We start from the raw sequence: 25,676 nt of genomic DNA on the forward strand, positions 1-25,676 counted from the left end.
ACCGCAGCAAACGATTCATCACACCCGCTTTCATCTCGCGTGAGCACATGGCCGGCGGTCACCGGCATTGCTCGGGCAATGGATTCTGGTGCGCGCTGCGGAAATTTCCACGGCAGTTCCCGACAAGCAGACCCGGGTTGAAACGATTATATCAGCACTTCGGGTCGCCTTTGCGGTCCAACACGGCAGAAACGCGCATTTTTCGTAAATTCTTTACTTTACAGGGCCCTTTCCCTGCCGCATCCATGCGCTAGCTAACGCTGCCGCACCGAAACACCGTAGGAGGGATCATGGCCAAACAGAAAGTCGCAATGCTGACCGCCGGAGGCCTGGCGCCCTGTCTTTCGTCCGCCGTCGGCGGCCTCATCGAACGCTATAGCGACGTCGCGCCCGAGCTCGAAATCGTCGCCTATAAGTCGGGCTACCAGGGTGTGCTCCTCGGCGACAGCATCGAGATCACCCGCGCGATGCGCGAAAAGGCGCCGCTGCTGCACCGTTACGGTGGCTCGCCGATCGGCAACAGCCGCGTCAAGCTCACCAATGCCGCCGACTGCGTCAAGCGCGGCCTGGTCAAGGAAGGCGAGAACCCGCTGCGGGTCGCCGCCGAACGCCTTGCCAATGACGGCATCACCATTCTCCACACGATCGGCGGCGACGACACCAATACCACGGCCGCCGACCTTGCCGCCTACCTTGCCGCCAACGGCTACGATCTCACCGTCGTCGGCCTGCCGAAGACTGTCGACAATGACGTCGTGCCGATCCGCCAGTCGCTCGGCGCCTGGACGGCCGCCGAAGTCGGCGCGCATTTCTTCGACAATGTCGGCAACGAGCAGACGGCCGCCCCCCGCACCCTCGTCATCCATGAAGTCATGGGCCGCCATTGCGGCTGGCTGACGGCCGCCACCGCCCGCGCCTATCTGCAGCGCACCAGCCGCAACCAGTATGTCGACGGCCTGATGATGGACGCGCACCTGAAGAGTATCGACGCCGTCTACCTGCCTGAGATGGCCTTCGACCTCGACGCCGAGGCAGCCCGCCTGAAGGAAAGCATGGACCGCAACGGCCACGCCACGGTCTTCGTCTCGGAAGGCGCCTGCCTCGATGCCATCGTCGCCGAGCGCGAAGCCGCCGGCGAGACCGTCAAGCGCGATGCTTTCGGCCATGTGAAGATCGACACGATCAATGTCGGCGCCTGGTTCCAGAAGCAGTTCGCCAATCTGCTCGGCGCCGAGCGTTCCCTGGTGCAGAAATCAGGCTATTTCGCCCGCTCGGCGCCGGCCAACGGCGACGATCTCAGGCTGATCCAGAGCATGGTCGATCTCGCCGTCGAAAGCGCGCTCAATAAGGTCTCCGGCGTCACCGGCCATGATGAAGGCCAGAACGGTAAATTGCGCACTATAGAATTCCCGCGCATCAAGGGCGGCAAGGCTTTTGACCTTTCGACGGCATGGTTTGCCGAAGTCATGGACAATATAGGCCAGAAATACAAAGAAGCGTGATTGACGGATGGTTAATATGGTGTCTTTGCTTGTTCCTGAGGAATAGGAGGAGACACCATGTCACTTGAAGCTTGGCTCGCTTTTGCGGCCGCATCCGCCATCATGCTGGCCATACCGGGGCCGACGATACTGCTCGTCGTTTCCTATGCGCTCGGTCATGGGCGCAGGACGGCGTTCGCGACGGTGGGCGGCGTGGCCCTTGGTGACTTCACGGCGATGACGGCTTCTCTCTTCGGTCTCGGCGCCGTCCTGGCGGCTTCCGCGACCCTCTTCACCGTCTTGAAGTGGATCGGCGGCGCCTACCTGATCTGGCTGGGAATCAAGCTCTGGCGGGCTCCCATCATCGGCGAACCGGTTGCCGACAACGACAACCTGCCGGAGGAGAAGTCGCTCAAGATCTTCCTCCACGCCTATGTCGTCACCGCCCTCAATCCGAAGAGCATCATCTTCTTCGTCGCCTTCGTGCCGCAGTTCCTCAATCCGGCCCTGCCCTTCGTCGGGCAGATGGCGATCATGGAAGCGACCTTCCTCGTGCTGGCGATCCTCAACGCTTCCACCTACGCCTTTCTCGCCCATAGCGCGCGCGGAATGATTCGCAAGGCGAGCATCCAACGCGCCGTAAACCGAACCGGAGGCACTCTGCTGATTGCTGCAGGGACCGTAACGGCGGGATATCGCCGTATTGCCGCGTAGAAATATTCCGAAATATTCCGTGGTTGCCGGAATGCCACGAATAGGTTAATGGGGTCACCAGGGCTTAAGGCTTTTGGTAACTTTTATACGCTGCCGGGGCGGCGCGATTTCACGAAAGTGGCGGAATGGTAGCGATCGGATTATCCGGCCTGAAACGCAGTCTTGTCGTCTCGACGATACTCTGCGGCGTGATGACGGGATGTACGAGCGTCGAATACACATCGCAGGCCGAACTGACAGCCGCCCAGACCGTCGTGCCCATGCCGAAACCCGGCGAAGATGCAACACTCGCCGCGATTCCGACAGCCGAAGGCGCGGCCGGTCAGGTGGTTGCAGGCGCCATCATTCCCCAGGCATCCCCCTCCCTGACCGCAGCGGCGATGCCGGCCGTGACAGCTTCTCAGCCTGGCGATCTTACCATGCAGGCAGGCATGCAGCCGGCAGCCTATGCGCAGATCCCGCTGACGCCCGAGATGACGGCGATCCAGTCCGTCGTGCCGACGCCGCGTCCGGGAACGCCGGCACAGCCGACGACGCAGCTTGCCTTTGCCGCGACACCGCAAAACAGCGCGCTTGCAGCACTTGCCGCCGTCGACACCACGCCGCGCGCCAGCATGGACTATGGTTTCGACGAATCCGGGCCGATCGATCCGCCGACCGCGCCCCCGATGTTCAGCGACGACGACAAAGACGATGCGCCGACCGTCGAGAAGAGCTTTGTCACCAAGCTCATCCAGAAATATTCGAAAATCTACGAAATTCCCGAGACCCTGCTCCATCGCGTCGTCCACCGCGAGAGCCGCTACAATGCGAAGGCTTACAACAAGCGCGGTTATTTCGGCCTCATGCAGATCAAGTATAACACCGCCAAGTCGATGGGCTATGATGGTGCTCCGGGCGGCCTCTTCGATGCCGAAACCAACATCAAATATGCCGCGAAATATCTGCGCGGCGCCTGGCTCGTCTCCGACAGCAAGGAAGACGATGCCGTCCGCCTCTATGCGCGCGGCTATTATTACGACGCCAAGCGCAAGGGCATGACCGACATCGCCCAAGGTAACTATTGAAACCCGGTCATTGCTGAGACTACAGCGTCCGTTGAATATGCAGTAGTGATAACGGCTGAACAAGCCTCGGCCTATGGCTGCGGCTGGGTCTGCCCCTGCGATCCGGCTTGCTGTTGCTGCTCTCCCGGTTGCGGCAATGCCGCCAGGATCGCCTTAAGAAGCACCTGCGGCTGGTAGTCGAACCAGCTCGGCGTCAGGCCAAGCCTGACGACCACCAGATTGGCCGAAGGCACGATCGCCACGCTCTGCCCGTCGTGCCCCGTCAGCCAGAACGTATCCTCAGGCAGCCCGGCCCCAGCGCTCGAGCCGCGGCCGGGAGCCAGCCAGGCCTGGCCCTGCGAATACCGCCCGTTCGAAGCCGCCGTCGGCGTACGCATGGCGCCGACGAAACCCTCCGGCAACAGACGCTGGCCGTTCCACACGCCATCCTGCAGCAGGAACTGCCCGAAGCGCGCCCAGTCATGCGCCGTCGCATAAAGATACGAGCTTCCGGCGAACGTGCCGCGCGCATCGAGTTCGAACACGGCGCTCGTCATGCCGAGCGGCGAAAACAACGCATCGTGCGGATAGGAAAAAGCCGCCTGGGCATTGCCGACCCTGTCCATCCAGATGCGCGAGAGCAGCATGGCCGTGCCGCTCGAATAGCGGAAGCGCTGGCCGGGTGCTGCCTCCATCGGCGCATTGGCCGGCAGCGATACCATGTCGGGATCGAGATAGAGCATGCGCGTCACATCGGCGACGTCGCCATAGTTCTCGTTGAAGGCAAGGCCGCTCTCCATGCCGAGCAGATCGGAAACCTTGATCTTGGCACGCGCATCGTTCTTCCACTGCGCCAGCAGGTTATCATCGTCGAAGGAGATCTTGCCGCCGAGCATCAGCCGGCCGAGGATCGTCGCATTCACTGTCTTCGTCATCGACCAGCCGATCAGCGGTGTCTTCGCCGAGAAGCCGCGGCCGTAGGCTTCGGCGACGATGCGGCCATTGCGCACCACCACGATGGCCCGCATTGCCGGGCCGGCAAGACCAGGATCGGCCAGCAGCGCGGCGATCTTCCCGTCCGCCGGATTGCCGGTCCCCTCGCCCTCCGGCCACAAGGCGTCGCTTACTTCCATTTTGGCCGGCGCATCGAAGGGCACCGCCTTCGCCGCCGCCTCGAAATTGCCGTCCGGCACGCTCGTGCAGCCGAAAGCACCGCGATAGAGCGCGTAACTCGGCGCAAACAGCCCCATGAAGCGCGCCGTCACACGGTCGTTGTCGCGGTCGACGTTGACGCGCATCAGCCGCAACAGCGGATTTCCGGGCGCCTGGACATCGTCATAGAGCACATCCTCGGCCTGCCGGCCGGCGATGAAGACATTCGAACAGACGATCTTGGCGGCATAACCGTCGCCGACACGCAGCAGTTCCGGCGGCTGGATGAAAAGCCAGCCGCCGGCGACGAAGACGACGAGAACGACAAGGAGAGCAAGCGCTTTCAGGATACGCAGGACAAATCGCATGACATTCCTCCATGCCGGGAGAGAAGCAGGAATCGCACGCGCCGAAAAGGGGTCGGAGCGAAGAAGGTCCGTCGTCCCGATCACTTTCCCAGGAGAGGCATCCCGGTCGCTCTCCCGAGGAGGCGGAAGTCTCCGAAGAGCGGCGCCCCACAGCCCACGTCATCAAACTGTAGCAGAGGCGCGCTACACGCCCTGAACGCTAAAAAGGTGACAGACTCATGTCAGAATTTGCACCGGATGCCGGCTTCCGCAAGAACCGGAAACTCAAGGACGCCCTTCTCCGCCACAAGGCTTTTTCGAAGGACGGCTTTTCCGAGCGTCTCTTCGGCCTTCTCTTCTCCGGCCTCGTCTATCCGCAGATCTGGGAGGATCCGGATCTCGACATGCAGGCGATGGAGCTGAAGCCCAACCATCGCATCGTCACCATCGGCTCCGGCGGCTGTAACATGCTCGCCTATCTCTCCAAGGCGCCGGCCTCGATCGACGTCGTCGATCTCAACCCGCACCACATCGCGCTGAACCGCCTGAAGCTTGCCGCCTTCAAGCATCTTCCCGGCCATGCCGATCTCGTCCGCTTCCTGGCAATGCCGAACGAGAAGTCGAACAGCCGCGCCTATGACCAGCATCTTGCCGCCAACCTCGATGAGGCGACTCGCAGCTACTGGAACGGTCGCAAGTTCGGCCGTCGCCGCGTCACCGTCTTCGACCGCAACATTTACGAGACGGGCCTGCTCGGCCGCTTCATCGGCGCCGCCCATCTTCTTGCCCGCTTGCATGGCGTCAAGCTGCGCGAGATGACCAAGACCCGCTCGATCCGCGAACAGCGCCAGTTCTTCGACGAACAGATCGCGCCGCTCTTCGAGAAGCCGGTCGTGCGCTGGATCACCGGCCGCAAGAGTTCGCTCTTCGGCCTCGGCATTCCGCCGCAGCAATATGACGAACTTGCAAGCCTTGCCGCCGATCATTCGATCGCGCCGGTGCTGAAGCACCGCCTGGAAAAGCTTGCCTGTCATTTCCCCATGAGCGACAACTATTTCGCCTGGCAGGCCTTCGGCCGCCGCTACGGCACCGAAGCGGAGGGCCCGTTGCCGACCTATCTGAAGTCGGAGCACTATCAGGTGATCCGCGCCAATGTCGACCGCGTCAATGTCCACCACGCAAGCTTCACCGAGCTTCTGGCCGGCGAGCCGGCCGCCTCACGCGACCGCTACATCCTGCTCGACGCGCAGGACTGGATGACGGACGAGCAGCTGAACGACGTCTGGACGGAGATCACCCGCACGGCGCGCGAAGGCGCCCGCGTGATCTTCCGCACCGCTGCCGAAAAAAGCATCATCGAAGGCCGTCTGGCTCCGGCGATCCGTGACCAATGGGATTACTTCGAAGAGAAGTCGCGTGAACTGACTGCGCTTGATCGCTCGGCAATCTACGGCGGCTTCCATATTTATGGGAAGAAAGCGTGAGCAAGGTCGGCACGGAGACGGCAGGACAGAGCGATGAACATGCCAGCCTCATGGATGGCATGTACCGCTACCAGCGCCATATCTACGACCTGACCCGCAAATATTACCTTCTCGGCCGCGACAGCACGATCCGCAACCTCGACGTGCCCGAAGGCGGCACGCTGCTCGAAGTCGGCTGCGGCACGGGGCGCAACATGGCTTTCGCCCACCGGCATTTCCCCACCGCCAAGCTGTTCGGCCTCGACATTTCCCAGGAAATGCTGATTTCGGCGCGCAAGACCTTCGCCACCAAGGCGACGATCCCGGAATTCCGCGTCGCCGACGCCACGGCGTTCACACCGCGCGAATTCGGCGTCAGCGGCTTCGACCGCATCCTGATTTCCTATGCCCTGTCGATGATTCCGGACTGGGAGCGCGCCGTCGATGCATCGATCGCCGCCCTCAATCCCGGCGGCCAGCTGCACATCGTCGATTTCGGCCAGCAGGAAGGCTTGCCGGGCTGGTTCCGGCGCATGCTGCAGTCCTGGCTTGCGAAATTCCACGTCACCCCGCGCCCCGATCTGCGCGAGGTCCTGGAAGCGCAAGCCCATGAAAACAACGCGACATTGTTGTTCGATAGCGTCGGCGGCGGTTATGCCTGGCGGGCAGCTATTATCAGTAAGCGCTCATAATTCGCTTGAAACTAACCGATTTTTTACGTTGATATGATGAAAAGAGGGTTATCCTCTGCTGACTCGTCTTTTTCGAAGGTCAGGTTGTGGGGCAAAGAGATAATTCGAGCTACGACGGGACGCCCATGCGCCGGCTTTTGTTTTGCGTTTTGCCCTTGGCCGTCCTTTTGGCCGGCTGCAGTTCCTCCGGTTATGACTACCTCGAAACGGCCTCGATCAAGCCGAAGACGCGCTTCAAGGATACCGATCCCCAGGATTTCGGAGCGAAGCATCCGCAGCAGAATCCGGTGCACGGCATCGATATTTCCAAATGGCAAGGCGATATCGACTGGGGCACGGTGAAGAATTCCGGCGTCGCCTTCGCCTTCATCAAGGCCACCGAAGGCAAGGACAGGGTCGATCCGCGCTTCGACGAATACTGGCGAGAGGCCCGCGCCGCCGGCATACCGCACGCTCCCTATCATTTCTACTATTTCTGCTCCTCCGCCGATCAGCAAGCCGACTGGTTCATCCGCAACGTGCCGAAGGAGGCCATGCGCCTGCCGCCGGTGCTCGACGTCGAATGGAACGCCGAATCGAAGACCTGCCGCTACCGTCCCGACGCCGAAACCGTGCGCGCCGAAATGCAGCGTTTCATGGACCGGTTGGAAGCCTATTACGGCAAGCGCCCGATCATCTATACCTCGGTCGATTTCCACCGCGAAAATCTCGCCGGCTACTTCCGGGATTATCATTTCTGGGTCCGTTCGGTGGCAAAACACCCCGAGGTGACCTATTCCGACCGCCGCTGGGCCTTCTGGCAATATACCTCGACCGGCGTTATTCCCGGCATCAGTGGGCCGACCGATATCAATGTCTTTGCCGGCAGCGCAAAGAACTGGAACAATTGGGTCGCGGCCGTTTCCAAGGATAGAAATTCTTAGTAACGTCTTGCGATGTTTCTTGCTTCCGTCACATTCGTCTGTGAAAGCGACGGCAATCTGTTTGATATAAGGACCGCATCCATGCACCGCTCGCTCGCAAGCCGCTCTGCACTCGCTCTTCTGTTTGCCCTCGCCCTCGCAGGCGGCGCGGTCGCCCAGCAGGCGCCGGGCGCAGCCCCGGCAGCGCCCTGCGGCGGCGATCTGTCCGCTTTCCTCGAAGGCGTGAAGAAAGATGCTGTCGCAGCCGGCGCCAGTGCAGCAGCCGCCGACGAGGCCTTCGCCGGCGCCGATATCGACCCCAAGGTCCTGAGCCGGGATCGCGCCCAAGGCGTCTTCAAGCAGACCTTCCTCGAATTCTCCCAGCGCACCGTCAACCAAGCCCGCCTCGACATCGGCCGCCAGAAGATGAAGCAATATGCCGACGTCTTTGCCCGCGCCGAGCAGGAATTCGGCGTCCCCCCGGGCGTCATCACCGCCTTCTGGGCGATGGAAACCGATTTCGGCGCCGTCCAGGGCGATTTCAACACCCGCAACGCCCTGGTGACGCTATCGCATGACTGCCGCCGCCCGGAACTCTTCCGTCCGCAGCTGATCGCCCTCGTCGAGATGGTTCAGCACGGCGACCTCGACCCTGCCACCAATACCGGCGCCTGGGCCGGCGAGATCGGCCAGGTGCAGATGCTGCCGCGCGACATCATCGCCTATGGCATGGATGGCGATGGTGACGGCCATGTCCGCCTGAAACAGAGTAGCCCCGACGCCATCCTGACGGCGGCGAAATTCATCCAGCACCTCGGCTTCGAGCGCGGCCAGCCCTGGCTGCAGGAAGTGACCGTGCCCGATAACCTGCCCTTCGAGAAATCCGGTCTTGGCGGCACGATGAAGGCCGCCGAATGGTTTGCGCTCGGCGTCAAGCCGCGCGACGGCAATACCGCCTTCGGTAACCTCGAAGGCGACCTCGTGCTGCCGCAGGGCCGCATGGGACCGGCCTTCATCGCCTATCCCAATTTCAAGATCTATCTCGAATGGAACAAGTCGTTCATCTACACGACCTCGGCCGCGTATTTCGGGACGCGCCTTTCGGGCGCCGAACCCTATCTCAAGGGGGTGCCGGAACAGGGGCTTGCCAGCGACCAGATGAAGGCGCTGCAGACCAAGCTGCAGTCGCTCGGCCATGATGTCGGTGAGATCGATGGCATCCTGGGCTCCGGCACGCGTGTCGCGATCCAGAAGGAACAGCAGCGCCTCGGCATGCCGGCCGACGGCTGGGCGACGCCTGCCCTTCTCAACGCCCTCTGATCCCAGCTGACATCTTGCCGCCAACCGCTTCGCAAGAAACGGGTGGCGCGATCCGCCGCCTGCGCTAAAGCATGAAACCGAAAACCGTTTTTTCGGCAAAACGGCTTGCGCTGGAGGAAGCGGCATGGACAGCAGAATGAATGCCTGGACCTGGGGGCTGCTGGTCCTGCTCGGCCTGATCTGGGGCGGCTCCTTCTTCTTTGCCCGCATCGCCGTCCAGGACGTGCCACCGCTGACCCTCGTCTTCTTCAGGCTGCTGCTCGCAGCGCTGGCACTGCATATCTATATCGCCGGCCGTTTCGACTTCCATGCGATCCTCACGGCCCGCTGGCGCGAATTCCTGATCCTGGGGCTCATCAACAATGCCCTGCCACATACGCTGATCTTCTTCGGCCAGACCCGCATCGGCGCGGGTCTGGCGGCGATCCTGAATGCGACGACGCCGATCTGGACCGTGTTGATCGCCAACTACTTCACCTCAGACGAGAAGCTGTCGCCGGTAAAGATCGCCGGCTGCCTGGTCGGGCTGGCCGGAACGATCGTGCTGATCGGCCCCGGCATGTCGGCAGGTGGCCAAGCCCCGCTCTGGGCGCTGCTTCTTCCCGTGCTTGCCGCGATCTCCTATGGTTTCGCCGCCACTTACGGAAAACGTTTCAAGAATGTTCCCGCCCCTGTCACCGCAGCCGGACAGTTGACCGCCTCCTCGCTGATTGCGCTGCCGCTGTCGCTGCTGGCCGATCGTCCCTGGACGCTTGCCGCACCGCCGCTCGATGCCCTCCTCGCCATCCTGGCACTGGCGCTGCTGTCTACCGCCTTCGGCTACATCCTCTATTTCCGGATCATGGCGGCGGCCGGCGCCACCAATGCCTCGCTCGTCACCTTGCTGGTGCCGCCGAGCGCCATCCTTCTCGGCGTGCTCTTCCTCGGAGAAAGGCTCGCACTGAGCGAGTTTGCCGGCATGGCGCTGATCGGTGTCGGCCTCGTCATTCTCGACGGCCGCGCCTATCGCATGCTGGCCAAGGCCGCCTGAAACCGGTTGCGAATTCCATATGTTTTCAACCGGTTGCGAGCCGGCCATGTTTTGGGCGCATAGGTAAATGCGCGATCGCCCGATTTAACGGCATGTTAAAATCTGTGAACAAAAATTTTCTGAAAATTAAGAAGTAATTTCAAATACTTGCTGAAACACTATTCGACTTATCCACCGAGCCCTTCTGCAGCGCAGCATAAGATCTGCTTCCCAACCGACATATTTCAGACATATTATCGGCCGGTTAACGCGAGGAGACAGACATGGGACTCACGCAATCCTTGAATGTTCTGTTGGTCAGTGCAGCATTTGCTTTCGTCTTGTCCATGCTCTTCATCTGAGCTGGCCGACGAAAGTGTAATGACTGATAGTGCCTAAACTCCTGAATAGCTGATCAATCCGCCAACGAAAAAGCGCATGTCCCGCCCGACATGCGCTTTTCACTTTTACAGCGCCGCACGTCTTTCAGACGCGCAAAGATCAGGCGGCTGCGCCCGCACTTTTTGGCGCCCGGCGGGACAGGCCGAGATTGTCGAGCACGGCGGAAACCAGCGGCGCACGGTTCATCGTATAGAGATGGAAGTCGTGGATGCCGCGCCGGACGAGATCGTCGATCTGTTCGGCAGCGACTTCGGCGGCGACCTTCGCCCGCTCCTCGGGCTTGTCGTCGAAGCCTGCGAAGCGCTCGTCGAGGAAGGCGGGGATGATCGTGCCGCAAGCCCCGGCGAAGCGCTTCAGCTGCGTCAGGTTCTGGATCGGCATGATGCCGGGCACGATAGGGATCGAGATGCCGGCGCCGCGCACCCGTTCCAGGTAGCGCTCGAAATTATCGTTGTCGAAGAAGAACTGCGTCAGTGCTCTGTCGGCGCCATTGTCGGCCTTGCGCTTCAGCATCTCGATATCGGCCGCCGTGTCGCGGCTTTCCGGGTGTTTTTCCGGATAGGCGGAAACCGAAATCTCGAAATCGCCGATTTCCTTCAGGCCGGCCACCAGCTCCGCCGCATTGGCATAACCGCCGGGATGCGGCTGGTAGGGTGCGCCGGCGCCACCGGGCGCATCGCCGCGCAGCGCCACGAAATGCGTCACGCCGGCCTTGCGGAACGTGTCGACCACCTGATGCGTCTCCTCCTTCGTCGCGCCGACGCAGGTGAGATGCGAGGCGGTGGCAAGCGGCGTCTGCGACAGGAACCGCGTAACGGCGGTCAGCGTCGGCGCCTTGGTGGTGCCGCCGGCGCCATAAGTCACCGAGACGAAATCCGGGTCCCAGTCCTTCAGTTCGCTGACGGTATGCCAGAGCTGCCCTTCCATCTCCTCCGATTTCGGCGGGAAGAATTCGAAGGAGACCCTGACGTTGCGGCCGCGCGCTTCGTTTTTCAAAGCCATATCATACCCTCCCGGCAAATGTAGGTTCGGCGCCTTCGCTTAGTTGCGAAGCCATGAGGCGCCTCGGATCGCGCGCGAGCCAGACGGTGACCGTCAACCCCTGCCCGCTTTGCTGACCCGGATGAAGATCGACGACCTGCTCGACGTCGAGCCCGGTCTTGCGCAACCAGTCGGACATCGCCTGGTGCGAAAAACCGAGACGGACATGCGCATGCTCGTCGCGGAGATATTCGAGCGTGTGCGGCGCAAGGTCGATGACCACGAGCCGGCCGCCCGGCCGGAGCATGCGCGCCGCTTCCGCGATCGCAATCTCCGGCTGATCGAAGAAATGCAGCACCTGATGGATCGTCACCAGATCGAAATCCTGTCCCTCGAACGGCAGGTTCAGGATATCGGCGTGACGCACTGTGGCCTTGGTGATGCGGGACTTGTCGAGATTGGCGCGCGCCACGCTCAGCATGTCGCGGCTGGCATCGACGCCGGTCGCCCGACGGTAGAGCCCGGACAGGAGTTCGAGGATGCGGCCGGTGCCGGTGCCGAGATCGAGCAGCGAGTCGATCGGCTGGCTGCCGAGCAGCCGGATGACGGCAGCGTCGACCTCCTCATCGGCCGCATGCAGGCGGCGAAGCTCGTCCCATTCGGCCGCGTTGCGGCTGAAATAGGCCTGTGCGCGCTCGGCGCGCTGGCGCTTGACCAGCGAAAGCCGCTCGCCGTCGCGAAGGATGGTCGGATCGTTCTCGGAAACATGCTTCAGCAACGCCCGCACCAGCATGGCTGCCTTACCGTCCTGCTTGAGGCGGAAATAGGCCCAGGCTCCCTCCTGGTAGCGTTCGATCAGTTCGGCCTCGCCAAGCAGCTTCAAGTGGCGCGAGATGCGGGGCTGGGATTGGCCGAGAATTTCGGTAAGATCGGTCACCGTCAGATCGCCGCCGTCAAGAAGTGCCAGCAGACGCAGGCGCGTGGGCTCGCCGGCCGCCTTCAAGACGTCCACCAGCGCATCCAGTCCAAGCTTCAAGGGTTCGCTCATCTTCGATCCAATCAAGATATAAAGATATCTTTATGTGATTTGAAGAGCGGTGGCAAGCGAGAATTCGCTCTCTCCACGAAATTGCCTGCTCAAATTGCGACAGAGCCAGACATGAAAAAGCCCCGGCCGAACCGGGGCTTCCGCAAGCAAAAATGAGTGAAATCAGCGCGTCAGACGCTTGTGGGCCTGGCTGCCCGGGTTAAGGGCGTCGGGGCCGAGACGGCGCACCTTGTCCTGTTCATAATCCTCGAAGTTGCCTTCGAACCATTCGACATGGCCGTCGCCTTCGAAAGCGAGGATATGCGTCGCCAGACGGTCGAGAAACATGCGATCATGGCTGATGATGATGGCGCAGCCGGCGAAGTTCTCCAGCGCGTTTTCCAAGGCACCCAGCGTTTCCGTATCGAGGTCATTGGTCGGTTCGTCGAGCAGCAGAACGTTGCCGCCGGCCTTCAGCATCTTGGCAAGGTGAACACGGTTGCGCTGACCACCAGAGAGATTGCCGACCTTCTGCTGCTGGTCGCCGCCCTTGAAGTTGAAGGCGCCGCAATAGGCGCGGGAGTTCATGTCGAACTTGCCGAGCTTGATGATTTCGGCGCCGCCGGAGATTTCCTCCCAGACCGTCTTGTCAGCCGCAAGCGCGTCGCGGCTCTGGTCGACATAACCAAGATGCACGGTCTCGCCGATGCGGATCGAGCCGCCATCCGGCTTTTCCTGGCCGGTGATCATCTTGAACAATGTCGTCTTGCCGGCGCCGTTCGGGCCGATGATGCCGACGATGCCGCCCGGCGGCAGCTTGATCGACAGGTCGTTGATCAGCGTGCGGCCCTCGAAACCCTTGGTGATGCCTTCCATCTCGATGACCACCTGGCCGAGGCGCTCACTGACCGGGATGATGATCTGCGCGTCGCCGGGACGCTGCTTCTCGGCGGCATCCACGAGCTGCTCGTAGGACTTGATACGCGCCTTGGACTTGGCCTGACGGGCCTTCGGGCTGGAAGCGATCCATTCCTGTTCGCGGCTGATCGCCTTCTGGCGCGACGCGTCTTCGCGGCTTTCCTGCAGCATGCGCTTGGCTTTCGCCTGCAGATAGGCCGAGTAGTTGCCTTCGTAGGGGATGCCACGGCCGCGGTCGAGTTCGAGGATCCATCCGGTGACGTTGTCCAGGAAGTAGCGATCGTGGGTAATCATCATCACGGCGCCAGGATAGTCGCGCAGATGTTTTTCGAGCCAGGCGATGGTTTCGGCGTCCAGGTGGTTGGTCGGTTCGTCGAGCAGCAGCAGATCCGGCTGCGAAAGCAGCAGGCGGCAGAGCGCGACACGGCGGCGCTCACCACCGGAAAGGCTGGTGACTTCGGCGTCGCGCGGCGGGCAGCGCAGGGCTTCCATCGCCATTTCGACTTGGCTTTCCAGATCCCAGAGGTTCTGGCTGTCGATGACGTCCTGAAGCTTGGCGCCCTCTTCCGCCGTCTCGTCGGAATAGTTCATCATCAATTCATTGTAGCGATCGAGGACGGCCGTCTTCGAGGCAACGCCTTCCATGACATTCTCGAACACCGTCTTGTTGGGATCGAGATGCGGCTCCTGCTCCAGATAGCCGACCGTCGCACCTTCGGCGAGCCAAGCTTCGCCGGTATACTCCTTGTCCTGACCTGCGATGATGCGCAGCACGGTGGATTTACCCGCGCCGTTCGGACCAAGGATACCGATCTTGGCATCCGGGTAGAACGAAAGGTGGATATTCTCCAGGATCTTCTTGTTGCCATAGGCCTTGTTGAGGCCGGACATATGATAGATGAACTGACGTGCCATGCTGCGCTGCTCCGGGCGGGAAACTTCGATTGTGCCGCTATGTAGGCGAAACAGCGCCTGCGGGCAACGCCGAAACCCGGTTTACTCAGGATTTCCGGTCAAAAGCCTGCAGCGTCGACGACGCCCTCGTCACAGCCGAACGACGTTTTTCCCGCACCCTGGATCAGATCGGCGAGGCCGGCACTCTTCGCCGATGCCGCCCCGGCGGCTTCCGAAAGCCCGATCGTCAGCTCGCTGATCATCCTGACATTGCCGGCCCGCCGGCAGCTCATCTTGACGCGGTCGCCGGCACCCGGCCCGAAGCTCTTGTCGAAAGCCGCCTTGATCGCGTCGGCCTTCACCGGCTTGCCAATATTGGCAGCGAAAAGATCGCGCACGGCCGAAGCGTTGAGTGCGCCCACGAGATGCACACCGACGCCGAAATAGTCGTCGGCGCTCATCTTCGTGCAGGTGCCATGCTTCACCCATTCATGCCGTTCCAGGCCGGATTGCGTGCCGGGCATCGCCTTTGCCAGCGCCGTCTTTGTCTCGGCCGCAAGCGTGACCTCCGGCAGCTTGTTCCAGTCGCCATCCTTGTCGGCGGCCTTCTGCTCGGCGCTCACGCCGCAATAATCCTGCCGCATCGGCCAAAGTCCGTGCAACGAAAAGTTCGTCGCGTCGGGGCGCTCGCCGGTCTGGCTCGCACACTCGGCCTTCTTCTGGTTCGTCTGACAAAAGGCCGGCTGCCAGCTTGCCGCCAGAATGAAGCGGGTGCGCCCGCCGGCCTCCTGCGCCACGCCGGCGCCGGCAACAACCATCGACACGGCAAACGTCAAGGTACGCAACTGCATGCTGCTCATTTCAACCCCCAAAAAAGAACAATACAGGAACAAATAAGCATCAAAATTAAAAGGCCGCAACCCTGAATCGCAACAAGGCCGCAAATTGTTATCAGATAATCAAATGCCCATGTTGCAATTACCCGGCGATCTGGTCTGTTGCCGCCGGGAGGACCCACATGTTTTCTGAAACACAAAGGCTCGCCGTGCCGGGGGCGTCGCTGGCCTATCACCATGCTGAGGCCATCACCCCTCCACGCGGCATTCTGTTGATATCGCATGGCTTGGCCGAACATTCGAAACGATACCGCGTCTTTGCCGAGACGATGGCGGCGCGCGGTTATCATGTCTATGCCCATGATCATCGCGGCCACGGCGAGACGACGGCACCCGATGCGCCGATCGGCCGCTTCGCCCGGCGCGGTGGGGTCGAAAGGGTGATCGGCGACGTCATCGCCATGCGTGGCCATGCAGCCTCCCGCCATCCCGGCCTGCCGGTGATCCTTTTCGGCCATTCGATGGGCGGCCTCATCGCCCTCAATGCTGCCGTTACGGCTCCGGCCGACTTCGATGCCGTCGCCGTCTGGAATTCGAATTTCGCCGTCGGTCTTGCCGGTCGAGCTGCCCAAGCGATCTTGCTTGCCGAGCGCATGCTGAAGGGCTCCGACGTGCCGAGCGGCTTGTTGCCGAAGCTCACCTTCGGCACCTGGGGCAAATCCATTCCCGGCCGCCGCACCGAGTTCGACTGGCTGTCGCGCAGACCTGATGAAGTCGACAAATATGTCGCCGATCCGCTCTGCGGCTTCGACGCCTCAGTCTCTCTCTGGCTCGACATCTTCGAGCTGACCTTCCGCGCGCCACAGAAAATCCACCTCGACCGGCTGCCGCGGGACATGCCGATCCATCTCGTCGGCGGCGGAGAAGACCCGGCGACGGAGCATGGAAAAGCCGCGCTCTGGCTGTCAAACCATTTGAAAGGCCAAGGCTTCTCCCGTATCAGCACTGAGATATATCAGGACATGCGGCACGAAACACTGAATGAGATCGGCGCGGATGCGGCGATTGCAGCCTTCGCGGACTGGTGCGACAGGGCCGTCCAAGATCCTGAGCGATCAATATCTTGAGTGACAGGGATTTCATCATGAACAGCACCTCCGCCCGCCCCGTTTCGTCCGCCTCCGACGTGACGATGGGGCTTGTGCTGATGTTTATCTCGGTGATGTTCTCGCCGCTCATCGATATTTTCGCCAAGCTTGCCATCGTCACAATCCCGTCCGCGGAGATCACCGCCGGCCGCTTCGCCGTACAGGCGCTCTGCATGCTGCCGATCGTCGTATGGCGGCACAGCTTCGCCGATTTCTCCTGGCGCCAGAGCCTGTTCCACGCAATCCGCGGCGCGATCATCACTGTCTCGATGATCTCCTTCGTCACCACGCTGAAATACATGGCGGTCGCCGACGCGATTGCGATCTTTTTCGTCGAGCCGATCATTCTGACGATCCTCGGCGGCATCTTCCTGAAGGAGACCATCGGCTGGCGGCGTTATACCGCCTGCGGCGTCGGTTTCTTCGGGGCGATGCTGATCATCCAGCCGAGTTTTGAAGAGGTCGGCTACATCGCGCTTCTGCCTGTCGTCAGTGCGTTCTGTATCGCGATCTTCGTGCTGATGACCCGCGTCCTCTCGCACAGGGAGGACCCTTGGGCGATGCAATTCCAGATGAGCATCTGGGGCCTGCTCTTCTGCGCCGTCCTGCTTTTCCTGGGCCAGGGAACCGGCTCCGATCTCTTCGATCCGATCATGCCGGAAGGCCGCGCCTGGTTCTATCTCGCCGGCGTCGGCGCCATGGCCGCAATCGCGGGCATCCTTGGCGTCTATGCCTATCGCGCAGCACCAGCCTCGACGCTGGCGCCGCTGCAATATTTCGAGATCGTCTCGGCGACGATCTTCGCCTGGCTGGTCTTCGGCGACTTTCCGGATGCGGTCAAATGGCTCGGCATCATGATTATCATGGCGTCGGGGTTCTACATTGTCTGGCGCGAGCGCCGCTTTGCATCGAAACCGGTATCCGGTACATCAGAGGCGACGTTGGCGCCCTAGATCTAAGCCCAGATCTAAGAATGCGAGCCCGGAGGAACATGACGGAGACCGTGACGAAAAAACCGCCGCTTGCAGGGATCCGGGTTATCGAGCTTGCCCGTGTGCTCGCCGGCCCCTGGGCAGGACAGATGCTCGCCGATCTCGGTGCCGACGTCATCAAGGTCGAAAATCCCGACGGCGGCGACGATACGCGACAATGGGGGCCACCCTTCGTCGAGGGCGCCGACGGCGAAAATCTCTCGGCCGCCTATTACCACGCCGCCAATCGCGGCAAACGCTCCGTCACCGCCGACCTGAAGAGCGCCGAAGGCCAGGATCTCGTCCGCCGCCTCGTCTCCACCGCCGATGTGGTGATCGAGAATTTCAAGCTCGGCGGCCTCGTCAAATACGGGCTCGATTATGACAGCCTGCGCAAGATCAACCCGAAGCTCGTCTATTGCTCGATCACCGGCTTCGGCCAGAACGGCCCTTATGCCAGCCTCGCCGGCTACGATTACATCGTCCAGGGCATGTCCGGCTTCATGTCGATTACCGGTGAGCCGGACGGCCAGCCGATGAAGGCAGGCGTCGCCATCGCCGATATCTTCACCGGCATCTATGCCGTCTCGGCGATCGAAGCCGCTCTGATCCATGCCCTGAAGTCAGGCGAAGGCCAGTTGGTCGACATGGCCCTGCTCGATGTGCAATCGGCCGTGCTCGCCAATCAGAACATGAATTACCTGGTCTCCGGCGCCGCACCGACCCGCCTCGGCAATGCCCATCCCAATATCTCGCCCTATGAGGTCGTGCCGACGGCGGATGGTTACCTCATTCTCGCCGTTGGAAACGACGGCCAGTTCCGCCGCCTCTGCACCATCCTCGGCCTGGAGGCCATCACCGGCGACGAGCGTTTCGCCACCAACAAGGCCCGCGTCGCAAATCGCGACGAAGTTCGCCGCCTCGTCTCCACCGAAACGCTGAAATGGCAGAAGGCGGATCTGCTGAAGGCCTGTGAAGAGAACGCGGTTCCATCAGGCGCAATCAACACGATCGAGGAAATGTTCGCCCATCCGCAGGTGCAGGCCCGCGGTCTGCGCATCGATCTTGCGGATGCCGCCGGAACGGTAATCCCCGGTGTCAGGACGCCTGTGGTGCTGTCGGAGACGCCGCTGCACTATATCAGGCCGAGCCCGCGTCTCGGCGAACACCAGGCAGAAATTCTGGCGGAACTCGCCGAGCGCGAGAGGAAGGCATCGTCATGAAGAAGGCATTGTCATGAAGAAGACGGGCGGAGAACTGATCGTTGAGGCGCTGAAGGCGAACGGCGTCAAGCGTCTCTCCTGCGTGCCCGGCGAGAGCTTCCTCGCAGTCCTCGACGCGTTGCGCGACAGCGATATCGACGTCCTCGTCTGCCGCCAGGAGGGCGGAGCGGCGATGATGGCGGATTGCTGGGGCCGGCTGACCGGCGAACCCGGCATTTGCATGGTGACCCGTGGCCCCGGCGCCACCAACGCCTCCGCCGGCCTGCATATCGCCAAGCAGGACTCGATCCCGATGATCCTGTTCATCGGCCAGGTGCAGCGCGAAGCACGCGAGCGCGAAGCCTTCCAGGAGGTCGAGTTCCGCCGCGCCTTCACCGAATTCGCCAAGTGGGTGGGCGAGATCGACGATGCCGCCCGTATTCCCGAGTTCGTCACCCGCGCCTTTGCGGTCGCAACCTCCGGCCGGCCCGGTCCTGTCGTGCTGACACTGCCGGAGGACATGCTGCGCGACGAGGTCGAGGCCCCCCGCGCCCGGCACTATGCCAACGTCGAGGCCCATCCCGGCCGCCGTCAGATCGACGATTTTTATCTCCGTCTGCTGAAAGCAGAGCGACCGATTGTGATCCTTGGCGGCACGCGCTGGGATACCGATGCCGTCGCCGATTTTCAGAGCTTCGCCGAGCGTTTCCAGTTGCCCGTCGGCTGCTCCTTCCGCCGGCAGATGCTGTTCGATCATCTCCATCCCTGCTATGCCGGCGATGTCGGTATCGGCATCAATCCGGTGCTGGCAAAGGAGATCAAGGAGAGCGACCTGCTGATCCTCCTCGGCAGCCGCATGTCGGAAATGCCGTCCTCGTCCTATACGCTGATCGACATCCCCTACCCCCAGCAATCGCTGGTGCATATCTATCCCGACCCTTCCGAGCTCGGCCGCATCTACCGTCCGGATCTTGCCATCTGCGCAGCACCTGCCGATTTCGTGGCCGCCCTCGCCGATCTGGAAGCGCCGGCCGAACCGCATTGGACCGAGCGCACCGTCTGCCTGCACCAGGCCTATCTCGCCTGGTCGACGCCACCATCGACAGGTCCGGGCGCCGTCCATATGGGGCCGATCATGGAGTGGCTGGAGGCCAATACCGGGCAGGACGCGATCTTTACCAATGGCGCCGGCAACTACGCCACCTGGGTGCACCGCTTCCATCGTTTCCGCCGCTTCAACACCCAAGCCGCCCCCACCTCAGGCTCAATGGGTTACGGCCTGCCGGCGGCGGTGGCTGCCAAGCGGCTCTTTCCCGAGCGCGAAGTCATCTGCTTTGCCGGTGACGGCTGTTTCCTGATGCACGGCCAGGAATTCGCCACTGCCATTCGCTACGGCCTGCCGATCATCGCAGTCGTCGTCAACAACGGCATCTACGGCACGATCCGCATGCATCAGGAGCGCGAGTATCCCGGCCGTGTCAGCAGCACCGATCTGACCAATCCCGACTTCGCAGCCCTTGCCCGCGCCTATGGCGGCCACGGCGAGACGGTGGAAACGACAGCGGATTTCGCCCCCGCCTTCGAGCGAGCACGCGCCAGCGGCAAACCCGCAATCATCGAAGTCAAACTCGATCCCGAAGCGATCACGCCGACACGCACGCTCTCGGAAATCGCGCAAACAAAAAGCCGGTGAGAAAACTCACCGGCCCTGAAGGATAGGGACGCTGCGACTTCAGTCGAGTGCAGCCGTGACGATGAATTCGACCTTGTATTTCGGCGCTGCGAGCTTGGCTTCGCTGGTGGCGCGGGCCGGCGGATTGGCCGGATCGATCCAGCCTTCCCAGACGGCGTTCATCTCGGCGAAATCGGCGATGTCGGACAGGTAGATGATCGTCTGCAGGATCTTCGACTTGCTGCTGCCTGATGCAGCCAGCAGACGGTCGACTTCGGCAAGCGATGACTTGCACTGATCGGTGACGCTTTCGCCTTCGCCGACTTGGCCTGCGAGATAGACCGTGTTGCCGTGAATGACGGCGCCGCTCATGCGCGAGCCGACGTCGATACGCTTGATGCTCATTATAGTCTCCTGAGTGAATGAAAGGTGACGGCGCTGAGGTTCAACGCCGGAAAATCGCCCGGAACGGCCTCAATTACGGATATGGTGGGTCTTCTGGTAAATCGCCGTCGAGCGTGCGCCGGAACGGCAATAGCCGAGCATCGGCCGCGGGAATTCATCGAGCGCGTCGACCATGCCCTGCACGGCTTCCTCGGTCACCCCCATCGGTCCAACCGGCACATGGGCGATCTCGAGACCGAGCTCCTTGGCGCGCGCCTCGATAACGGAGAACGACGTCTGGTCGGGACTTTCATGGTCGGGGCGGTGGCAGACGATCGATTTGAACCCCAGCGCCTTGATCTCGTCGAGCTCCTCCAGCGTGATCTGGCCTGAAACCGAATATTCATCGTCGATCTGGCGAATATCCATCGTCTTGTCTCCTCAAAAATCGTGGGCTGAAGGTCTACGACGGAGGTCTGCCAGCGTCAACAACACTTCGTTCACAGGAAGGTAAAGGTCAGCGCAGAGCTGCGGCTTTCGCCGGGCACCAGCATATTGAACTCACCGGCAGCCTCAAGCTCGTCGCGCGATATCCAGCGATGCGACACCGGCTCGATGCCGATGATATGGGCCGGCGCCTTCTGGTTCCGCCAGACCTGCAGATGGGGCAGCGTGTCGGCACGGAAGCGCACACGCAGCGTCCTGCCGCCGATTGCGGCGATCGGTCCGAGGCGGACCTCCGCGAAACCCTCCTCCGTCGCCGACGCCGCGACGCAGAAGATGCCGCCCAGCTCCTCGCCAAACGCCCAGGGGAAACCGCCATTTTCCAGCATCCGGCCTTCGAGCCGCGTGCCGTCGTCCAGCCATTTGCCGCCGATGTTCATGTGGTACATCAGGAAGGTCGGCACCGTCCGATCGCTGGTATTGACCACCCGATCCTCGAGCCGCACCTCGCCGGTCGCACCATCGATCCGCCACAGCCGCTCGATGCGCTGCGGCAGTCCCTCGACGGTGGTGATGTCGATATCGGCCCGGCATTCCGCATTGCCGTTCTCGAACTTCGTCCACAGCACCTTTGCCGCATGGCCGGAGGCCGATCCGTGCAGCGGATAGACCTTACCGTCGTTCCGGCCGGCGATCGGCTGGCGGTGGCGGATATGGTCCGGCCCGCAGGTGAACAGGAAGCCCTCGAGCGAGTGATCGATTCGCGGGTCGCCGTCATCGGGAATGGCGCGTTTCGGAGCGATGTCGACGCCTTCGACGATGCATCCGCCGATATCCAGCACCGATGTTTCGTCCAGCATCAGGCGCGGCCCGCTTGCGGCGGCAAATTCGATCATCACAGTCTCCTCGGGGAATGGTCGGCCCCTTAGAGCGCCGTGTGTCCTTTCGGACGCACAAAGAACGCTCTAACACCTTGAATCAACGCATCATGCTTTCCGAAAATCGATTCCGCTTTTCGAAAAGCATGATGCGCTAGCGTTAGGTTTCGCGCCGCCATTCGTCAATCGGGGCTGTTCCCATCTTGTGGTTTTGCCGCAACCGCGGATTTTGCGGAACTGACACAAGGACGCAAACGTTTATGAGTAAAAGGAAATCTTAGTGATTTTCATATTTTGTTCAGCACGCTTTCATAAATTCCACACTAGCGTCAAAATTCGCAGGTGTGTGTCTGCCCAATCACTGTTCGAGGTATGAGACGTGAATCGCTTTTTGAAGTCGGCATTTTGCTTGGCGGCCGCTCTGACTGCCCTTGCGGCTACACCGCCGGAGGCAGGCGCGCAGCAGTTCCGCGACCGCCGCCAGAGCGATATCGTGCTTGTGACACCGAGCGGCGAAATCCTCGACTATGTTCCAGCCGGCTATATCTATGCCCGCGACCGTAGCGGCAATCGCGTGTTGATCGACGACTATGGCAACGTCGTCGCCACCGAGATGCGCGCCCGCGGCTACTATCCGCCGCGGCCCGGCCCGCGCGAAGTCTATAACGACCAGTACGGCAACGACCCCTATTATTCCGACAACAATCCCGACGGCGATACGCGTTATTCCGAGCGTGGCGCCGTCACCGGCGGCATTCCGCGCGATGCCGCGATCGAGCGCCATCCGCTCGGCGACCAGCCCTACCTCGAGGATAACAGCATCGGCAATCCGCAGCCCGGCGACGATTATGCCTCGATCGATCCCGACCAGCAGATCCCGCCCGCCGATCAGCCGAAGGCCGCACCCGATGAACCTGCCATCACGCTGAACAACAAATCGAAGCCGGAGATCGTCGCATTGCAGGTCTTCCTCGACCGCGCCGGCATCTCCCCCGGCGTCATCGACGGCCATATGGGTTCGAACGTCACCAAGGCGATCTTAGCCTACGATCAGATGACCGGCTCGAAGCTCGATCCGAACAACACCGACGCCATTCTGGAAGAGCTGCGCATGACCGGCGGGCTGCCCGTCGTCAGCTATACGATCACGCCGGCCGATGCGGCCGGCCCCTTCGTCGCCGAGATTCCGGAAGACTATTCGCATAAGGCGCTGCTGCCGTCGCTGGCTTACACCTCGACCATCGAAATGCTCGCCGAGCGTTTCCACATGGATGAGGCTTTCCTCAAGGAGATGAACCCCGGCGCCGACTTCACCGTTCCCGGCACCGTCATCAAGGTCGTCAATCCAGGCGAGCCGAAAAGCGGCGCGGTAGCCCGCATCATCGCCGACAAGGGGCGTAAGCAGGTCTTCGCTTATGACGGCGCCGGCAATCTCCTCGCCGCCTATCCGGCGTCGATCGGCTCCACCGATACCCCCTCTCCATCGGGCACGGTCAATGTCGAGCGCGTCGCCCTCAATCCCGGTTACACCTACAATCCGAAGATCAATTTCCAGCAGGGCGCCAATGATAAGATCCTCAACATTCCGCCCGGCCCGAACGGTCCCGTCGGCACCGTCTGGATGGCGCTTTCCAAGCCGACCTACGGCATCCATGGCACGCCCGAGCCCTCAAAGATCGGCCGCACCCAGAGCCACGGCTGCATCCGCTTGACCAACTGGGATGCCACCGAGCTTGCCAAGATGGTCAAGCCAGGAGTGACGGTCGAATTCGTCGACTGACTACAGCAACGCGTCGTCTTTGACCGTGACGCGGCCACGCCACGTCCACTTTTTGACACAACAATCTAGCGGCGACCGCGGCGGCAGTTCAAATTTGCTCTCCCGTTTCAAAGTTTAGAACCTGAAAGCGCGCCAAAAGCTATTAAATCTGTAGATTTCATCTCCTGACATTTAGGAGGTCGTATGAAATCGTTTATTCGCTTGGCTTTGAGCGTGTTCGCGGGTTTGGTCGCAATCGGCACGGCGCGGGCTGCCGATGTCTCGGAAATTCGCGTGGACTGGGCAACCTACAACCCGGTCAGCCTTATTCTGAAGGATGAAGGCATCCTGGAAAAGGAATTCGAAAAGGACGGGATCAAGATAACCTGGGTCCAGTCCGCAGGCTCCAACAAGGCGCTGGAATTCCTGAATGCCGGCTCCCTCGACTTTGGCTCGACCGCGGGTGCGGCTGCATTGATCGGCCGGGTCAACGGCAACCCGATCAAATCCATCTACGTGTATTCGCGTCCGGAATGGACCGCGCTCGTAACGCGCAAGGATACCGGCATTGCCAAGGTCGAGGACCTCAAGGGCAAGTCCATCGCCGTGACGCGCGGCACCGATCCGCACATTTTCCTGGTACGCGCGCTCGCTGATGCAGGTCTCACCGAAAAGGATGTTTCGCTTGTTCTGCTCCAGCATGCGGACGGCCGCCTTGCGCTGAAGCGGGGGGACGTCGATGCCTGGGCGGGCCTCGATCCGATCATGGCCTCCGCCGAGATCGAGGATGGCGATGTTCTCTTTTATCGCAAGCCGGAGAATAACAGCTGGGGCGTTCTCAACGTGCGCGAGGAGTTTGCCGCCGCGCATCCGGACATCGTTAAACGCGTGCTTGCCTCTTACGAGAAGGCGCGCACTGAGGCTCTGAAAGATCCGGCAAAGCTCAAAGCCGCCCTCGTTGCCGCCACCAAGCTGCCCGATACCGTAATTGAGCGCCAGCTGGAGCGCACGAACCTCGGCTATTCCGTGATCGGCGATGCCCAGCGCGAGACGATCGAAGCCGCAGGTCTTGCTCTGCAAAAGGCGGATGTCATCAAGGCGGATGTCGATGTCAAAACGGTCGTCTCCACGCTGATCGATCCCAGCTTCGCCTCCGCCGCTCTCGGCCAATGAAGCGATAGGAAACACATTCCCATGTCGTTGGTCGACATCGCGCTGTCATGGCGCAATTCCGAAACAGAAAGGGAGACCCGGCAGCGCCGGGTCTCGCCTTTCGATCACCCGATCGTCGGGATCGTGTTTCCAATCGCATTGTTTGCCGCCTGGGAGATCCTCGTCCGCACAGGGATAGTCGGCGGCCGCTTGATGCCTCCGCCCTCGAAGATTCTTTATACGGTCTATACGCTGGCCGGATCCGGCGATCTGGCTACCCATGTCGGTGCGACGCTGCGCAGAGTGGCGATCGGTTTTGCCTTCGGGTCCCTGGCGGGGACTGTGCTCGGGGCGCTGACAGGCTACTCCAAACTGCTGGCGCGCCTGCTCGATCCGACACTGCAGGCCCTGAGAGCGATTCCTTCGATTGCCTGGGTGCCGCTCTTCATCCTGTGGTTCGGCATTTTCGAGGCCTCCAAAGTCGCCTTGATTGCCGTCGGCGTCTTCTTCCCGGTCTATCTCGGGATCTATGGCGCGGTCATCGGCGTCGACAGGCGCATCGTCGAAGTCGGTCGCGTCTTCCGGCTTTCGGGGTTCGAACTCATTCGTCTGATTCTGCTGCCGGCGGTCCTTCCGGACTTTATTCTGGCTCTGCGCGCCGGCCTTGGTCTCGGTTGGATGTTCGTTGTCGCGGCGGAATTCATGGGCGCGTCGGAGGGCCTGGGATATCTCCTGGTGGATGGTCAGCAGCTCGGAAAACCGGATCAAATCCTGGCGGCTATCTTGATCTTTGCCATTGTCGGCAAGGCGACCGACAGCCTGCTTCTGATTGCGACCAGACCATTTCTGCGCTGGCGTGACAGCCATACGAGCGGGATCTGA

23 protein-coding genes are annotated in these 25,676 nt (G+C 61.6%); 15 read left to right on the forward strand and 8 right to left on the reverse strand.

The window, feature by feature from the left end:
* The first annotated feature begins 290 nt into the window (after positions 1-290).
* From OIU37_RS07110 to OIU37_RS07120, 3 genes are all read left to right on the forward strand, one after another.
* Entirely contained in the window at positions 291-1,502 is a 1,212-nt protein-coding gene (locus OIU37_RS07110) for a pyrophosphate--fructose-6-phosphate 1-phosphotransferase (protein WP_171604076.1), read from the forward strand.
* A 57-nt stretch (positions 1,503-1,559) separates the two neighbouring features.
* Positions 1,560-2,195 (forward strand): LysE family translocator, encoded by a 636-nt coding sequence (locus OIU37_RS07115; protein WP_264256808.1) that lies wholly within the window; start codon positions 1,560-1,562, stop codon positions 2,193-2,195.
* A 125-nt stretch (positions 2,196-2,320) separates the two neighbouring features.
* On the forward strand, positions 2,321-3,262 hold the full coding sequence (locus OIU37_RS07120) for a transglycosylase SLT domain-containing protein (protein WP_264256810.1): 942 nt from the start codon (positions 2,321-2,323) through the stop codon (positions 3,260-3,262).
* 71 nt (positions 3,263-3,333) lie between these two features.
* Here OIU37_RS07120 and OIU37_RS07125 read toward each other — a convergent pair whose 3' ends face one another.
* The gene (locus OIU37_RS07125; RefSeq protein ID WP_264256812.1) at positions 3,334-4,761 is read right to left on the reverse strand and encodes a serine hydrolase; all 1,428 of its coding nucleotides are present in this window, start codon (positions 4,759-4,761) and stop codon (positions 3,334-3,336) included.
* A 218-nt stretch (positions 4,762-4,979) separates the two neighbouring features.
* Between OIU37_RS07125 and OIU37_RS07130 the strand changes: the two genes are divergently transcribed.
* From OIU37_RS07130 to OIU37_RS07150, 5 genes are all read left to right on the forward strand, one after another.
* Positions 4,980-6,224, forward strand: coding sequence for a DUF3419 family protein (locus OIU37_RS07130; RefSeq protein ID WP_168309964.1), 1,245 nt, complete (start codon positions 4,980-4,982; stop codon positions 6,222-6,224).
* A complete protein-coding gene (locus OIU37_RS07135) occupies positions 6,221-6,895 on the forward strand; it encodes a class I SAM-dependent methyltransferase (protein WP_168309963.1) in 675 nt (224 codons plus the stop codon). Before OIU37_RS07130 ends, OIU37_RS07135 begins: the two co-directional genes overlap by 4 nt.
* Before the next feature lie 125 nt (positions 6,896-7,020).
* On the forward strand, positions 7,021-7,818 hold the full coding sequence (locus OIU37_RS07140; RefSeq protein WP_168314045.1) for a GH25 family lysozyme: 798 nt from the start codon (positions 7,021-7,023) through the stop codon (positions 7,816-7,818).
* 81 nt (positions 7,819-7,899) lie between these two features.
* On the forward strand, positions 7,900-9,117 hold the full coding sequence (locus OIU37_RS07145; RefSeq protein ID WP_264256816.1) for a lytic murein transglycosylase: 1,218 nt from the start codon (positions 7,900-7,902) through the stop codon (positions 9,115-9,117).
* A gap of 124 nt (positions 9,118-9,241) precedes the next feature.
* Positions 9,242-10,147 carry a DMT family transporter gene (locus OIU37_RS07150; RefSeq protein ID WP_264256817.1) on the forward strand — a complete coding sequence of 302 codons (906 nt, stop codon included), beginning with the start codon at positions 9,242-9,244 and terminating at the stop codon, positions 10,145-10,147.
* A 480-nt stretch (positions 10,148-10,627) separates the two neighbouring features.
* Here the strand turns inward: OIU37_RS07150 and metF are convergent, their stop codons facing one another.
* The 4 genes from metF to OIU37_RS07170 form a co-directional block, all read right to left on the reverse strand.
* Positions 10,628-11,530: a methylenetetrahydrofolate reductase [NAD(P)H] gene (gene metF / locus OIU37_RS07155; RefSeq protein ID WP_264256819.1), complete on the reverse strand. Its 903-nt coding sequence runs from the start codon at positions 11,528-11,530 to the stop codon at positions 10,628-10,630.
* Position 11,531: 1 nt separating this feature from the next.
* Positions 11,532-12,557 (reverse strand): metalloregulator ArsR/SmtB family transcription factor, encoded by a 1,026-nt coding sequence (locus tag OIU37_RS07160; protein ID WP_168309958.1) that lies wholly within the window; start codon positions 12,555-12,557, stop codon positions 11,532-11,534.
* Between the two features lie 162 nt (positions 12,558-12,719).
* Entirely contained in the window at positions 12,720-14,369 is a 1,650-nt protein-coding gene (gene ettA, locus OIU37_RS07165; protein WP_018242886.1) for an energy-dependent translational throttle protein EttA, read from the reverse strand.
* Positions 14,370-14,467: 98 nt separating this feature from the next.
* Positions 14,468-15,208 (reverse strand): ribonuclease, encoded by a 741-nt coding sequence (locus OIU37_RS07170; protein WP_168309957.1) that lies wholly within the window; start codon positions 15,206-15,208, stop codon positions 14,468-14,470.
* 158 nt (positions 15,209-15,366) lie between these two features.
* On the opposite strand from OIU37_RS07170, the gene OIU37_RS07175 reads away from it, so the two are divergent.
* Genes OIU37_RS07175 through OIU37_RS07190 form a run of 4 tightly spaced genes read left to right on the forward strand, consistent with a single transcriptional unit; the run spans position 15,367 to position 20,198 of the window.
* Positions 15,367-16,311, forward strand: a complete 945-nt coding sequence (locus tag OIU37_RS07175; RefSeq protein WP_264256823.1) for an alpha/beta fold hydrolase — start codon at positions 15,367-15,369, stop codon at positions 16,309-16,311.
* A gap of 17 nt (positions 16,312-16,328) precedes the next feature.
* A complete protein-coding gene (locus OIU37_RS07180) occupies positions 16,329-17,285 on the forward strand; it encodes a DMT family transporter (RefSeq protein ID WP_171377566.1) in 957 nt (318 codons plus the stop codon).
* 38 nt (positions 17,286-17,323) lie between these two features.
* Positions 17,324-18,526: a CaiB/BaiF CoA-transferase family protein gene (locus OIU37_RS07185; RefSeq protein ID WP_180694557.1), complete on the forward strand. Its 1,203-nt coding sequence runs from the start codon at positions 17,324-17,326 to the stop codon at positions 18,524-18,526.
* 13 nt (positions 18,527-18,539) lie between these two features.
* On the forward strand, positions 18,540-20,198 hold the full coding sequence (locus tag OIU37_RS07190; protein WP_264256825.1) for a thiamine pyrophosphate-binding protein: 1,659 nt from the start codon (positions 18,540-18,542) through the stop codon (positions 20,196-20,198).
* A gap of 39 nt (positions 20,199-20,237) precedes the next feature.
* Here the strand turns inward: OIU37_RS07190 and OIU37_RS07195 are convergent, their stop codons facing one another.
* The 3 genes from OIU37_RS07195 to OIU37_RS07205 all read right to left on the reverse strand — a co-directional run bounded on the left by OIU37_RS07195 (position 20,238) and on the right by OIU37_RS07205 (position 21,901).
* Positions 20,238-20,582 (reverse strand): RidA family protein, encoded by a 345-nt coding sequence (locus OIU37_RS07195; protein ID WP_003561071.1) that lies wholly within the window; start codon positions 20,580-20,582, stop codon positions 20,238-20,240.
* A gap of 69 nt (positions 20,583-20,651) precedes the next feature.
* Positions 20,652-20,990, reverse strand: coding sequence for a TIGR01244 family sulfur transferase (locus OIU37_RS07200; protein WP_018074112.1), 339 nt, complete (start codon positions 20,988-20,990; stop codon positions 20,652-20,654).
* Positions 20,991-21,061: 71 nt separating this feature from the next.
* Positions 21,062-21,901 (reverse strand): DUF4432 family protein, encoded by an 840-nt coding sequence (locus OIU37_RS07205; protein ID WP_171377564.1) that lies wholly within the window; start codon positions 21,899-21,901, stop codon positions 21,062-21,064.
* A 361-nt stretch (positions 21,902-22,262) separates the two neighbouring features.
* On the opposite strand from OIU37_RS07205, the gene OIU37_RS07210 reads away from it, so the two are divergent.
* The 3 genes from OIU37_RS07210 (at position 22,263) to OIU37_RS07220 (ending at position 25,676) form a co-directional block, all read left to right on the forward strand.
* Positions 22,263-23,663, forward strand: coding sequence for a L,D-transpeptidase (locus OIU37_RS07210; RefSeq protein ID WP_264256833.1), 1,401 nt, complete (start codon positions 22,263-22,265; stop codon positions 23,661-23,663).
* Between the two features lie 183 nt (positions 23,664-23,846).
* Positions 23,847-24,815 carry an aliphatic sulfonate ABC transporter substrate-binding protein gene (locus OIU37_RS07215; RefSeq protein ID WP_264256835.1) on the forward strand — a complete coding sequence of 323 codons (969 nt, stop codon included), beginning with the start codon at positions 23,847-23,849 and terminating at the stop codon, positions 24,813-24,815.
* Positions 24,816-24,836: 21 nt separating this feature from the next.
* A complete protein-coding gene (locus OIU37_RS07220; protein ID WP_180694552.1) occupies positions 24,837-25,676 on the forward strand; it encodes an ABC transporter permease in 840 nt (279 codons plus the stop codon).

Origin of the sequence: Rhizobium sp. BT-226 (assembly GCF_025847085.2) — a bacterium.
GTDB classification, from domain to species: domain Bacteria; phylum Pseudomonadota; class Alphaproteobacteria; order Rhizobiales; family Rhizobiaceae; genus Rhizobium; species Rhizobium sophorae.